General features: G+C 68.9%; 16 protein-coding genes. 5 read left to right on the top strand and 11 right to left on the bottom strand.

The features are described 5' to 3' along the window. On the top strand, positions 1 to 441 hold a 441-nt coding region (locus ACIBTS_RS15575), incomplete at its 5' end, for an ALF repeat-containing protein (protein WP_399319679.1). A gap of 65 nt (positions 442 to 506) precedes the next feature. On the opposite strand, the gene ACIBTS_RS15570 is transcribed toward ACIBTS_RS15575, so the two are convergent. Continuing rightward, positions 507 to 701, bottom strand: coding sequence for a DUF397 domain-containing protein (locus ACIBTS_RS15570; RefSeq protein ID WP_399319677.1), 195 nt, complete (start codon positions 699 to 701; stop codon positions 507 to 509). A gap of 9 nt (positions 702 to 710) precedes the next feature. Next, positions 711 to 1,562 carry a helix-turn-helix transcriptional regulator gene (locus ACIBTS_RS15565; RefSeq protein ID WP_399319675.1) on the bottom strand — a complete coding sequence of 284 codons (852 nt, stop codon included), beginning with the start codon at positions 1,560 to 1,562 and terminating at the stop codon, positions 711 to 713. A gap of 199 nt (positions 1,563 to 1,761) precedes the next feature. Between ACIBTS_RS15565 and ACIBTS_RS15560 the strand changes: the two genes are divergently transcribed. From ACIBTS_RS15560 to ACIBTS_RS15550, 3 genes are all read left to right on the top strand, one after another. Then, positions 1,762 to 2,199 carry an ATP-binding protein gene (locus ACIBTS_RS15560; RefSeq protein ID WP_399319674.1) on the top strand — a complete coding sequence of 146 codons (438 nt, stop codon included), beginning with the start codon at positions 1,762 to 1,764 and terminating at the stop codon, positions 2,197 to 2,199. 77 nt (positions 2,200 to 2,276) lie between these two features. Continuing rightward, complete coding sequence (locus ACIBTS_RS15555; protein WP_399319672.1) at positions 2,277 to 2,555, top strand: hypothetical protein; 279 nt, start codon at positions 2,277 to 2,279, stop codon at positions 2,553 to 2,555. Beyond that, on the top strand, positions 2,548 to 2,829 hold the full coding sequence (locus ACIBTS_RS15550; protein ID WP_399319670.1) for a hypothetical protein: 282 nt from the start codon (positions 2,548 to 2,550) through the stop codon (positions 2,827 to 2,829). Before ACIBTS_RS15555 ends, ACIBTS_RS15550 begins: the two co-directional genes overlap by 8 nt. A 49-nt stretch (positions 2,830 to 2,878) precedes the next feature. Here ACIBTS_RS15550 and ACIBTS_RS15545 read toward each other — a convergent pair whose 3' ends face one another. Further along, complete coding sequence (locus ACIBTS_RS15545) at positions 2,879 to 4,429, bottom strand: CehA/McbA family metallohydrolase (RefSeq protein ID WP_399319668.1); 1,551 nt, start codon at positions 4,427 to 4,429, stop codon at positions 2,879 to 2,881. Positions 4,430 to 4,651: 222 nt separating this feature from the next. On the opposite strand from ACIBTS_RS15545, the gene ACIBTS_RS15540 reads away from it, so the two are divergent. Then, positions 4,652 to 5,497 (top strand): LLM class F420-dependent oxidoreductase, encoded by an 846-nt coding sequence (locus ACIBTS_RS15540; RefSeq protein ID WP_399319666.1) that lies wholly within the window; start codon positions 4,652 to 4,654, stop codon positions 5,495 to 5,497. A 19-nt stretch (positions 5,498 to 5,516) separates the two neighbouring features. Here the strand turns inward: ACIBTS_RS15540 and ACIBTS_RS15535 are convergent, their stop codons facing one another. From ACIBTS_RS15535 to ACIBTS_RS15500, 8 genes are all read right to left on the bottom strand, one after another. Then, positions 5,517 to 6,260 (bottom strand): hypothetical protein, encoded by a 744-nt coding sequence (locus ACIBTS_RS15535; RefSeq protein WP_399319664.1) that lies wholly within the window; start codon positions 6,258 to 6,260, stop codon positions 5,517 to 5,519. A gap of 156 nt (positions 6,261 to 6,416) precedes the next feature. Next, positions 6,417 to 6,698 carry a type II toxin-antitoxin system RelE/ParE family toxin gene (locus tag ACIBTS_RS15530; protein WP_399319662.1) on the bottom strand — a complete coding sequence of 94 codons (282 nt, stop codon included), beginning with the start codon at positions 6,696 to 6,698 and terminating at the stop codon, positions 6,417 to 6,419. A gap of 4 nt (positions 6,699 to 6,702) precedes the next feature. Then, complete coding sequence (locus ACIBTS_RS15525; RefSeq protein ID WP_399319660.1) at positions 6,703 to 6,984, bottom strand: type II toxin-antitoxin system Phd/YefM family antitoxin; 282 nt, start codon at positions 6,982 to 6,984, stop codon at positions 6,703 to 6,705. Positions 6,985 to 7,098: 114 nt separating this feature from the next. Next, on the bottom strand, positions 7,099 to 7,560 hold the full coding sequence (locus tag ACIBTS_RS15520; protein ID WP_399319658.1) for a Pycsar system effector family protein: 462 nt from the start codon (positions 7,558 to 7,560) through the stop codon (positions 7,099 to 7,101). Between the two features lie 182 nt (positions 7,561 to 7,742). Beyond that, a complete protein-coding gene (locus ACIBTS_RS15515; RefSeq protein WP_399319657.1) occupies positions 7,743 to 8,714 on the bottom strand; it encodes a hypothetical protein in 972 nt (323 codons plus the stop codon). Continuing rightward, positions 8,704 to 10,914: a hypothetical protein gene (locus ACIBTS_RS15510; RefSeq protein WP_399319655.1), complete on the bottom strand. Its 2,211-nt coding sequence runs from the start codon at positions 10,912 to 10,914 to the stop codon at positions 8,704 to 8,706. The genes ACIBTS_RS15515 and ACIBTS_RS15510 overlap by 11 nt, the downstream gene beginning before the upstream one ends. Further along, on the bottom strand, positions 10,911 to 11,852 hold the full coding sequence (locus ACIBTS_RS15505; RefSeq protein WP_399319654.1) for a hypothetical protein: 942 nt from the start codon (positions 11,850 to 11,852) through the stop codon (positions 10,911 to 10,913). Before ACIBTS_RS15505 ends, ACIBTS_RS15510 begins: the two co-directional genes overlap by 4 nt. A gap of 141 nt (positions 11,853 to 11,993) precedes the next feature. Next, the gene (locus ACIBTS_RS15500) at positions 11,994 to 12,686 is read right to left on the bottom strand and encodes a Crp/Fnr family transcriptional regulator (RefSeq protein WP_399319653.1); all 693 of its coding nucleotides are present in this window, start codon (positions 12,684 to 12,686) and stop codon (positions 11,994 to 11,996) included. Between the last annotated feature and the right edge of the window lie 44 nt (positions 12,687 to 12,730).

Genomic DNA, 12,730 nt, shown 5'->3' with positions numbered 1-12,730 from the left:
GAGGACGACGCTGTCGCCGTGGTTCGCATCCTGGGCGACAAGAATTCCGGCAAGGCGGTCGTCCGGGAGGCCAACAAGGCCCTCAACGTCGGCACTCCGGAGGCTTTGCGCGCCTTCCTGGAGACCGGGTTCCGCCTGGCCCGGGCCGAGGACGACGCTGTCGCCGTGGTTCGCATCCTGGGCGACAAGAATTCCGGCAAGGCGGTCGTCCGGGAGGCCAACAAGGCCCTCAACGTCGGCACGCCGGAGGCTTTGCGCGCCTTCCTGGAGACCGGGTTCCGCCTGGCCCGGGCCGAGGACGACCGCGTCGCCGTGGCCCGCATCCTCGCCGACCCGACCATCAGCGCCGCCCTCCGCGCGGCTGCCGAGAAGGCCATCAACGGTACGCCGGAGGAACTGCGCTACTTCCTGGAGGTCGGCCGGCACGAGGTCGACGGCTAGGCCAAGGCGGGAGGGCTCCGGGTGCCGGTGCGGCCACGACGGCGCCGGCACCCTCGTCTACAAGGTCACGGCGCGCTGAGCGACCCCGTCAGCGAGCCGAGCAGGGCGGCGAAGGCGGTGGGGGTGGTGGTGAGGACGGTCTGGGAGGGGTCGGCGGATTCGATGAGGTGGATGGTGGCGGGGGTGAGGGTCGCGGATATGTGGACGCACGATTCGCCTTGCCCGCAGTAGGACGACTTCTGCCAGGTGTGGGTGGACATCTTCTCCCCTTACAGGTCGTGGATGAGATCGTGGATGAAGTCACGGGACTTGGACGGCTCCAATGCCACGCGCTCCATGCGGTCCAGCAGGATGCGGTACATCTCCAACTGTGCCTCTGCGTCCAGGAGTGCAGGCCCATGGGACTGGTCCAGCGAGACCGTGTCGAGTTGAGGCACGGGGCCGGACGCGTAGTGGATGTTCTGCCCGGATCCGGGATAGGCGCCGATGGCGAACGGGATCACGTGGATGCTGATGTGATCCCGTTCGCTCTGCTCCACCAGATGCTCCAACTGTCGCTTGGCGGTGGAGGGGCCGCCGACGGGCACCCGGAGAGCGGCTTCGTGAATGATGGCGCGGAACGGGGTGGGATCGTTGCGGTCCAGGAGTGCCTGGCGCTGGAGCCGGTGGCTCACTCGCAGTTCGACGTCCGATCGTGAGAATTCCGGTACGACCTGTCGGAAGATCTCGCGGGCGTGATCCGTGGTCTGGAGCAGACCCGGGATGTGGACGGTGTTGGCGGACCACAGCGCTGTGGCGTGATGCTCCAGCTCCGCGATGCTCAGGAGTGACGGCGGAAGCACATCCCGGAACGTCTCCCACCAGCCGCGTGTCTTGTCAGCTGCCATGTCGGCAAGGGCGTCGATGAACGCGGGGTCGGAGCATGTGTACGCGTGGGCCAGCGCCCTGACCCGCTCGGGGCTCACGCCGAATCGGCCTGACTCCACGTTGCTGAGCTGCCCCTGGCTGGTGCCGAGCGTGCGCGCGGCCTCCGTCGCCGTCAGGCCTGCGCGCTCCCGCAACTTGCGCAGTTCCACAGCGAGTCGATGGCGGCGAGCTGTGAGAGGGGGTCTTGCGGCCACGTGCGCTCCTCCTGGACGCCTGTTCCATTCGCGGCCACTCGTATGAGGGAAATGCGAGTGGAGTATCTCGGACTTAGGCAAATGTAATTTGCAGTGCCTCTATCTTCGTTGCTGGGCCCCCGCCCGGAAGCGCACCGTGGGACGCCACGGCATCGACACCAGGCATCCGTCCAACTCCCCTCAGTGACCGGAGACTTCCATGGCCACCGTATCCCCGTCCTGGAACTACACCCTGCACCTACCCCGTGATCCACGCGCACCGGGTATCGCGAGGGGCGCCCTCAGACTCATCCTCGCCGCCCATGAGCTGCCCGGCCTCACTGCCACCGCAGAGCTCGTGGCGGCGGAGCTGCTGGCGAACTCGCACGTCCACACCGAGGGCCCGTACGCCCTGCGCCTGATGTCGACCCGGCCGGGCGGAGTCCGCGTCGCCGTCTGGGACGCGGACCCACGCGTCCCTCCCGGCTTCCAGGGCGACCGCCTCTGCGCGGCTCCGCCGGTGGACGACGAACACGGCCGAGGCCTGCACCTCGTACGGGCATGCGCGGACGACGTGGGTGTCTCGGTACTCCGCCATCTGGGCGCGTCGAAGGGCGGCAAGCTGCTGTGGGCGGACTGCGGGGGCGGGGCGAAGTGATGAGCACGCGATGCCCGTCCCGCCAGGACAGCGCCATACTGGGAGGTGGAGCCATGCCCGTTCACCAGGAGCAGACCATGAGCGCACAGCCCGAGCACGGCTGGGGAGCGATGCCCCTCCCGGAGATCCGGACCGTGGACGACCTGCGCAGCGCCCTCAGCCGCTACGGCTTTCCGGGGGACAGGGAACGGTTCGAGGAGGAGTTGGCGGCGGCCATAGGGGCTTCCCCGACCAACGACTTCGAGGGTGCCGCAGCGGTGGTACGGGCCTACCGGCACCGCATCCTGATCAGGAACGCGCCCGACATCATGGCAGCCCTGGAAGACGCGCGTCCTGGGGGCAGCCGGGGTGAGTGAGGTCCCCTTGGAAGAGGCCGAGCCCGCCAGGAAGGCGTTCGGCGACCTGACGGAAGGGGAGCGGGACGTCGTCCGGGCAGCACTCGCGGTGATCGCCCGCGATCCGGCGGTGGGCCGCGAGATCCCCGGCTGGCGCACACCCTCCGTGGAGTACACGTACACCACACCCCTCGCCCGCGACTCGGCCGAGGCGATCACGGTCGTATACACGCACACTCCAGGCATGGGCGTGACGGTCGTCTACTACTTCCGTGACCCACAGGTGATGGACTGAGCCGTCCCTCGCCACCACGTCGGCGAGGGGCGAATCGCGAAGCGAGCCCTCAGACCCCGTTGCCCCTGCCCAAGAACACCGGGTTCGTGAACGCTGCCAGCGCCCCGGGCAGGGGAGCCGCCGTCGCCTCGTGGCGGACCTCCGCTCGTACGTACGCGGCGTACGACTGTGTCGTGCGCCATTCCACGACGCCTGCGCCCGCCTCTGCCCCCGACGTCGGCAGCGCGGCGCTCGTGAAGAGCACGCCCTGGTCCGTTACGAAGCGGATCGTGCAGCCCGGGGCTCCCGTGACCTCCAGGCGGACGGTCACCGGGGTGTCGGCGGCGACCTTCAGGCGTTCGCCGATGCCTGCGTGCTGCCCCTTTCCGCCCGTGGCTGTGAAGTTGAGAGAGATCTTGCTCGACTCGGCCACGTACGACCGTCCCGACCGGATGCCCTCCTGGATCGCCTCCCGGGTCAGGTCGTCGGCCAGGACCACCGTCTGGGGGAGTCCCACCACGTCCGGATCCCGGTGCGCGTCGCTGTTCCCCATCGCCGGAAGCCAGGAGCCCGTACCGCCACCGCCCCCGCCCCGCACCCCCGCCACCAGCATCGCGTCCCACTCCGCCAGCGCCACCTCGTCGTCCGGCGTGTACGGGCCGTTCCACACCTCGACCGCGTCCGCCTCCCCGAACCCGAACTTCCAGCCGCACCCGATGCACGTCGCGTGCGGATGCGCCGGCACGACCAGGCCGCCCGCCCGTCGGATCCGGCGGGCGAAGCGGCCGAAGCGGTTGTCGCGGGCCCGGTAGCGCCAGTCCACGAACGTGCCGGGGTCCGTGCCCAGCGCCAGTACGTGGCCGTTTCTCGTCGTGATCTCCTCGCCCAGCATCACCAGCAGGTCGTCGCCCGCCACGTCTGCCCAAGCCCCGTGCCCCGCATGCGTGTTGTGCTCCGACGTGTTGACGAAGTCCAGCCCCGCCGCCCGCGCCAGCGCGCCGATCTCGGCCGGGGTGCGACGGCCGTCGGAGCACCAGGAGTGGAGGTGGCAGTCGCCCCGGTACCAGGCGCGGCCCCGTCCCCTCGCCCGGGACGAGGGATACGACGGCGCTGCGGCCACGCCCGGTTCGCCGTACGTCAGCGTCACCGTGATCTCGTACGGCAGGCCCTGCGGCGCCACCGTGTAGGGGCCGAGGGCGAGGTGCCAGGCGCCCTTCCGGACCGGGCCGGCGACATACCCGGGCGTCGCCTCGGCCGACTGGATGAAGAACTCGCTGCGGGCGCCCCCGGACCAGCCCCGGAAGCCCTTCCCGCCCAGCTCGGTGCCGCGTTCGTCGAAGACGCCGATGTCGAGCGCGTTGCCGGGCGTGCCGGCCGGGACGGAGGGCCGGTCGTAGGTGTACGCGACCCGGAACTCCCGTACGCCTGACGGGACTTCTACGGGAACGTAGACGAAATCCGGCGATCCGGCGGGCAGGACGCCCCGGAGGGTGCGGGTCTCCTGAGCCCCCTCCGGCCGGCCGGCCGCCGCTGCGAAGCTCATGCCTCCCAACGTAAGCGCGGTGGCGGCCCCCGTCATGAAGAGGGCTCGGCGTGCGATGGGGTGCGTGTCCTCACACATGCGTGCCAGCTTCTCCAGTTCGGGTGAACTGCCGTGAACGGCAAGGGAATCGGCGTCCGTCGGGATGTCATGTACGCCAGTTGAGTCGCCGTGCCCTCAGGTGATGCCGACCAGTCGGTATGGACACCTGCCCCGTCTCCCGGTACAGATGAGGACGTCACCCGCAGACACCCCCTAGGCACACCTGCCCAGAAGTCGCCGTACGCAGCGAAAGGCCCGCCCATGCGCATCGCCGTCACGATCTTCCTCACCGACGAGACGATCACTCCCACCCGCCTCGCCCGTGAGCTGGAGCAGCGCGGCTTCGCCGGGCTCTATCTGCCCGAGCACACGCACATCCCGGTCGAGCGGACCACCCCCTACCCCGCAGGCGGCGACCTGCCCCGCGAGTACGGCCGCACCCTCGACCCCTTCGTCGCCCTCGGCCAGGCGGCGGCGGTGACGGAGACGCTCGGTCTCGGCACCGGCATCACTCTCGTCGCCCAGCACGACCCGATCGACCTCGCCAAGCAGATCGCGACCGTCGATCACCTCTCCGGCGGCCGGCTCACCCTGGGCCTCGGTTACGGCTGGAACGTGGAGGAGGCCGCCGACCACGGCGTCGAGTGGCGCACCCGCCGCGAACTGGTCCGGGACCGGATGCGGCTGATGCAGGCCCTGTGGGCGGAGGAACCGACGGCGTACGAGGGTGAGTACGGCGGCGTGCGCGCCAGCACGGCGTACCCCAAGCCCGTGCAGAAGCCGCGCGGACCGGTCACCGGCCCCCGCACCCTCGTCGGCGGGGCCGCGGGCCCGAAGCTGTTCTCGCACATCTGCGAGTACGCCGACGGCTGGCTGCCGATCGGCGGCCGCGGCCTCTCCGAGTCGCTGCCCGCCCTGCGCACGGCCTGGGCGGAGGCCGGCCGCGAGCCGTCCGCCCTCCAGGTCGTGCCGTACGCCGTCCAGCCGTCCCCCGGCAAGCTCGCGCACTACGCGGAACTGGGCATCGAGGAGGTCGTGGTGCAGTTGCCGCCGGCCGGTGAGGCGGAGGTGCTGGGCCTGCTCGACGGGTTCGCGCCCTACCTCTGACCAAGAGATCCGCCTACCTCTAGGACGCCCGGGGTCCGAAGTCGGGCGGGGTCTGGTCGTCCCCGGCGGGTTCGTCGTCGCCCTGCCGCCAGGCGGGGTCGACGGCGCAGGGGGTGGAGGTGCCGCCGGTGAAGTAGCCGCGGTCCTCGAACCACTGGAACGACACCCGCTCGGCCCCGTCCCCGTCCCCGTCCGAGCGCGAGGCGCGCAGGTCCCAGGAGCCGCCGGCGGCGTTCTCCCGGTACGAGGTGATGTCCCAGCCGGTGTCCTCGAGGTGGTCGCGCAGTCGGCGCAGGCCGGCGCTCGCCTGCTCGGCGGGGACGTGGTCCAGGGCCCAGCTGTGGTTCATGCGGTACGCGCCGTCGACCGTCTCGTCCGTCAGGCCGCCCCGGTAGCAGGAGTCCGAGCCGAGCGTGTTCGCGGTCGAGACGCCCAGCTTCTCGACGCCGGGCTTGATGGTGCGCGTGAACCCCAGGACGTCGTACGCCTCCTGGGAGCGCTCGATCGCGCGGCTCGCCATCTCCTCGGGTGCGACGCGCGGGAAGTCCGACGGGTCCTTCGTCACCACGGCGATCCAGACGACCACGACGAGGACGAGGACCAGCGGTACGGCGAGCAGCGCCGCGCAGCCGATCCCGACGGCCTGCGCGGCGGTGGGCCGCCTCGGGACAGCGGCGGTGGCGGCGTCAGTGGCGTCGGTGGTGTCCGCGGTGGTGGCGGTGGCGTCTGCGGTGGTGGCGGTGGGGACGATCTCCTCGGGCATGACGGCACCGTAGATCGGCCGGGCTGCGCGGGGCATCGGTGCGGCTGCGCACGGGGAGTGGGTACCCGTACTCAGGCCTCGGGCAGGCCCGCCGCAGGCCACACGCTTGGAAGCGGGTGGGGCAGGCGACCGCTCACGTCCCGCTTTCGCCTCCCCCTACGGAACCTGACGGTAGACATCGCGACGATTGCCGACAGCCAGGACCCACACGATGAGCTGACCGTCCTCGACGGTGTAGACAACGCGGTAGTCGCCGACCCTGAGCCGCCAGCGGGCGTTGTGTCCTTGGAGGGCCTTGACATCGAACGCAGCCGTGTCCCCTGCGCCCATCGCCTTCTGTAGTTCAGCGAGGCGGTACAGGATGCGCAGGGCATCCGGGCGCGGAACCTTGAGCATGTCCCGCTGGGCGTGCGGTGTGAAGCGCGTGACGTACCCCATTGGGTCAGCTCTGATCGGCGCGGAGCATGGCGGCCATCTCTTCGAGCGAGACCGACCCTTCCGTGCCCTCGGACTCGGCTTCGTCGGCCAACTGGTTGAGCCATGCCTCTTCGGCGTCTTCCGCGATCCGTCGCAGACGCTGGTACTCCTGAATGTCGATCACGACAGCTTCCTGTTTGCCGCGCCGAGTAATGATCGTCGGGGTTTCCTCCCGTCGCGCGCGATCGATGACGTCGGCGAGGTGGCTGCGGACCTCGGCCATGGATTCAACCACCGGCTCACTCATGTCATAAATGTAGCAGATGTAGCAGACGTAGTAGATGTACATGAGCACTCGCGGTCTCGGACCGTCTGGGGTTGGACATGATCGTCCGACCAGTCGGTCTCTTCGTGCTCTCCCTCATGTCGGCCGCAGGGTGACGGCGAACTGCGGAAGTGCGACAAGCAGCAGAACCGTTCCCGTCTCGATCCAGCGGTATTTGGTGCGAATGATCTCGCTGGTCCTCACCAGGGAGGGCAGCAGTGAGCCGGTGGGATTGTGCCCAACTCGTTCGAAAGCGCGGCTGAGCCGCTCGCCGCCCAGTTCCGAGGTGAGGTGCTCGAAGTATCCGGGAGCGACCATGGCCTGGTGCCGCCCTCCGCGACGGCGCGGGGCGATGGCGCACACGAAGCAGACGACGGCCAGCAATGCACTGATGACGGCGGCCCACCACAGGAGGTGCGTTTTCCAGGCGGTGGGCCCCTGTCCGGCGTCGGCGCTCCTGGTCACCGTGATGAAGACGCCGAGGACCGCTCCCGTGAAGCCCAGGAGCACGGCGGCCTTGGTATCCGCACGGGTGAGCTCCACGCCGTTGGCAGCCATGAAGCGCTCCATCGCCGCCACGGTCTCCGGGCTTGGTCCAGACGGAGAACAGGCTGCCGGACGACGGCGGCGCAGTGTCCTGTGCAGTACCCGATGACGAGGAGCGGCAGACGGGCGCGGGGGCCTGGCAGCGGCATTCCGTAGGGCTCCCCGCACCGGGCCCCGGCCGGCGGCTGCCCGCGTCACAACGACTGCCCTTTCGCCGTGCCTCCCGCCCAGCCATTGGTGCGGGAGCGGATCCTCTCTTCGCCCACCCCTGAGCGCTGCTGTCCAGGTACCTGCCGCCCCAGGGCGACGAGCCGGTCACGCAGCATTTCGGAGAGTTCCTGCCGTTCCTGTGCCGTCAGCTTGCCCAGCAGGCCGGCCATCTCGTCCTGCCAGTCGGTGTCCCCCCGGATCAGGGAGGAGTGGTTCACAGTCCAGTCGAGCACCTGGCTGACCTGATCCGGATGCCTGATCAGCCAGAGCGCCGCGAGGGACACCGGACCGTCCTGTACGGCCTGTTTGCAGAACGCGTACTCCTCGCGGCTCTTGTCCGTCCAGGAATAGGGCAGAGCAGCGTCACCAGGCTCGCCCAGTCGCAGTTCGCCGTCGTCTTCCCGTGCGGAGACGTCCAAGACGCGGTAGCTCAGGCCGCAGCCCGGCAACTCGTGCGGTACGGCCAGGTTCAGCATCATCTCGGGTGCGCCGAGTCCGTGTCCGTCGGCGGCGTACTCCTCCCCGAGGTGGCGCAAACGCCGGTCGAGGGCCTTGCGCACCGCGAGCCAGCCGTGAGTGGTGCGCGACCGCACGACCTGGACCGGATCGTGGACCCACCACAGCACTTGCACGTCCACCGACTCGGTGCCGTAGTGAGTCGGCAGTGCAACGGCCCGTGTCCCCGAATGTTCGTCGAGCTGGACGAGAAACGCGCTGTCGTACCCACGCAGCCTCGTCCTCGTACGGAGGGCGACCGCTTCCTTTGGCGCCGCGCCCGTATCGAGGGCCGTTCCGTGAGATGTGCCGTGCCGGGCCCCCGCGAGGTGGTAGACCCCGCCCAGGTCCCGCAGCACCAGAGCACGGTCCAGCCGGCCGGACCAGCGCTGCCACAGGATCTCCCGCCAAGGAGCGTGCGAAGCACGGGTATAGACAGGCCTGCTGCCTTCAGTGATCATCGTGTCCTCCGTGCCGAGACGCGGGGCTGGACTGCCGCGGCTCACCCTTCCGCCAGGCGTCCAGCGCGTGCCGTGCGATGTGTCGTCCGGCCAGTCCGGGGTTGTCGACCCGGTCGATCTCGACGAACAGACGCAGTTCGCCGTGCCGCATGTTCTGAGCGAGTGCGGTGAGCAACCTCTCCACGGCCGCACTCTGCTGCTCATCCCAGTAGGCGACGCGGCACCAGGTGATCAAAGCGCTGCATATGGCGTCGAACAACTCGTCGTCGCTCAGCGTCCGGTGGACGAGATCGGTGATCTGCTCGGTGAACTCGCCTACGGCGAGCAACTGTTCCTTGAACCAGGAGTGTTCGCGCAGCAAGTATGGAAAGGCCCAGAGCGACATCTCCGCGTCGGACCCCCCGCGATCAGCCCAGTCGGCGAGGTGGCGGAAGACCGTCGGCTGGCTGCCTGCCGCGAAGAGTTCGCGCAGAGCACGACGTACGGCCATGGCGACGGCATACTCGTCATCGTCACGCCCCTGGTACGTATGCCGCAGCAGCCGCATCGCCAGATCCGGCCTGGAAGCACCGAAGTTCGTACCGCAGGCATACGCCACAGTGAAGCGCAGCCGCCAGCTGGCACTCGTGCTCCAGTCGGTGAGGCGGTGCTTCACCTCACTCGCCAGAATCGGATCCTCCGCCGCCATGCCCAGCGCATACGCGGCGATCGTGCGGCTGGTTCCACGATCGGAGTCGGCCAACTTGCGGATGTGCCGAAGCGCCCGGCGGCCGCCGCCCCAGCCGGCGGCCATGCCCATGACCCGGCCCACAGGCTCAGCCAACTCGGGTTCGTTCCCCGACACGTTGTCCATCCAGTCTGTCAGCAGCCCGGACAACTGGCCGTACTGTCGCCACACATGGCCCAGCACGGTCTCCGCCTGCCGGTGCCGGGTGAATCGCACTGGCTCCACGGCGTATGTGTAGCCGGAGCCGGTTCGGATCTCCTTGGGCGCACGCTGCGCGCGCACCATCCGCAACAGGTCGTCGAGCGATCGCCGGAAGATGAACTTCGGGTTGGGCCGCGGACCGTCCTGGCGACGTGAGTGACCGTGACTGCCGTCGGCATCGCCGCTCTCCGGAAGTACGGAGTCCAGGCGCCCGTCCGCCAGCACGAGGAGCCGTTCGGCTTCCTCCAGGACAATGCGGTGGTCCAGCCCCTCGAAGACGCAGGCCGCCAAGAGGAAGGCGAGTCCGTCGGGGTCGTCGCGGATTTTCTTGATCAGGTCCGGTGCCTCTCCCTCCGCGAGGAAGCTCAGGCGGTCACGGAGGTCGGTGAAGCCCGGCCCGTCGTCGCCTGCGCCGCTCACCGCGGTGACCAGCTCGGCGACCTGGGCGGGAACCAGTTCGGGAGTCAGTAACTCGTCCAGCATGCCCGGCTCCAGCTGCGCCAGCAGCCGGTCACGCTCTGCGGGTCTCGGTACGGCAGACTCGAAAAGAGCGTCGAAGACGGCGCGGGGGTGCGGGGGTTCGCACCGCACAGGGGACACGTGGAGGTCGCGCGACAGGCTGCGTACAAGCTCTGGATCGTCGGGCAGCACGATCACCATACGGGCCTGTGCGTCGTTCAACTGACGGCGCAGGTTGGCGATCACTGCAGGTCCGAGGGGGTGCTTGGGTAGCAGGCCGTACACGAGATACCCGCGCGCCCCGGCCTGGGTGGGGCGCCAGGAAGACAGGTCAACGTCGCTGTCGACCGCTCGCAGGTCCGTGCTGCCACCGGTATGACGGCACAACAGGTTCAACGCTGCCGTTCGGCGTCCGGTACCAGGGTCTCCTACGAGGAACAGGACGCCGGTGTCGAGTTCCCTCAGGGCGGTGGGGAACCAGTCGGGTTCCGCGAATCCCGCCTGGGCCTGCAGGGTCTCCAGCACGGAGATGGGGCCCTCGTGTGCTTCCACTCGCCGACCGCCGTAGCCGGCCGTGCCGCTGACGTTCTCCACGCGCTGATCGCCGTGCACGGAACCGGTGTTGAGGTTTGCGTACGGGGCGTGGATGAAATAGCGGGACCCCCCGGTGCCGGGCGGGCCGGCGAAGTCGTCGAAGCCCTCGTCGTCGGGGTCGTCCTCTTCCCGCTGCGCCGCCGGCGCTTCAGGCTCATCCGCGAGTTGGGACTGACCGTCAGCCTTCTCCGCTTCGGGCGAGTGCTCCTCGGCGCTCACCGGCGGCCCTCGTTCTTGTCGCCCTGGACTGTGTCCCCCTGGTTGCCGTGGACCGTGCCGGCCTTGTTACCGCCGACGTAGTCGCCGCCGCCCTCCATGTTGCTGACACTCTGACCGCCGTGCACGGTTCCGGTGTTCACGTTCCCCTTGTCAGCCCTGATCGTCACCGACCGGTATGCCGCGTCGTGCCTGGCCGATCGCCGTCCACCATCGGCATCCCTGTGCTGAGCCTCGTGGTCCTCGACCACTTGGTCGCCCAGGATGCGGCGGTCGTAGAGGTTGCCCGAGGGTGCAGGCACGTACAACCAGGCCCGCTGATCGAATCGCTTGCCCTCGACGGTCGCGGGCACCTCGATGAAGTGGTCGGGGTGCCGCCCTGTGTAGCCGCTCGCCACCGCGTCCTGATAGCAGCGGTCGGAGAGGATGGCGGCGACGTGGGTGACGTTCTCGTTGGAGGCGGCCAGCATGGCCTTGACCGGACGGGAGTCGAGCAGCCGGTGGGTGTCGTTGCGCGGTGTGCCGTTGCCGTCGAACTCGCCTCCTGAGTCGGGCAGCGGCCCGATGTGGAGGCTGACCCGGAGCCGGATACGCACCGTACCCGTGGAGTGCACGGTGAACTCGGCGAGCACGTCCTGGAGGGTGTGGAGCCATGGGTGGATCACGAAAGGCATCCACGCCGGATCGAAGCCGAAAACGTACCCGTCGCCCGTGGACGCGGGGAACCTCTGATCCTTCCAGACATCCGCGACTCCAGCACGCTCGAACGCTCGCCGGAGTAGTTGCGGGATGGCCTGGCTGATCGCTTCGTGCTCGATGGCTGGGTAACCGGTGAAGTCCTTGGCGTCGACGGCCACGATCCCTCGGTAGGGAGGGAGGTGGCGGCTCCGGGTGTGGGGCATGGCACTGGCTTCGGGCAGAGGCGGGTGGAACTGCGGCATCAGGGCTCCTTGGCTTTCCCCTATGGGCTTCGTTCACCCGAGCTTCGCGGGGTTGCGTGTCGCGGTGTGCTCACTCGGTGCAGAGGAGCAGTGGCGGGCATCACAGAGCGCGGTCGTCTCCGTTCACCAGGCGCTGTGGTCTCAGGCGGAGAGCGCCGCAGCCACTTGGCGCAGAGCGGGCAGGTCGTCGATGAAGATGCGCTTCCGTCCGGTACGAACGCGGAGGGGCTCAAGTTCGGACAGACAGGCGGTGATCGTGTTACGTGACACTCGCAGGTGTTGTGCGAGTTCGTCCCGGGTCAGGGCAAGCTCCAGATGCCGCCCCGGCGGGATCGTGGAAAGCCCTGAGATATCGGCCAGGCTCACCAAGGATGCCGCCAGGCGGGCGACGACGTCACCGCCGCCGCGGGCGCGGTCCGACTCCCGCAGCCTGCCGAGGGCATAACGCACCAACATGGGAAACATGTCATGGTCTGTGACGAACCGCAGGAATTCCGCTTTGCTCAGGACGGCGACTGAGCAGTGCGAGATCGCCTCGACGCTTGCCGAACGCACTGCGCCGTCCAACACCGCCACCTCGCCCACCAGTTCGCCGGGGCCGCGAAACGCCAGTAGCGTGAGATCTCCACTTCGCTCTCGCCGGGTCACCTTGACCACCCCGCCGCGCAGTGCGAGCACATGAGTGCCGGACTCTCCCTGCCGCAGCAATGTGTCGCCGGCGGGGTGCCGACGCTCGAACGACTGCTCCAGCATGTCTGTCCAGAGTGCTTCACCCATGAGACGGCGCAACGTCAGTAATGGTGGATCCGGTGCTCCCCCTATGCGATCACTCATGCGATGACCTTAGAAGAGGGCGTCTCCAGCTGCCCAGAAGGAGC

This window comes from Streptomyces sp. NPDC050121 (assembly GCF_044460385.1).
Classification (GTDB): Bacteria; Actinomycetota; Actinomycetes; order Streptomycetales; family Streptomycetaceae; genus Streptomyces; species Streptomyces soliscabiei.
This window is presented reverse-complemented; position numbering and strand designations above follow the sequence as displayed.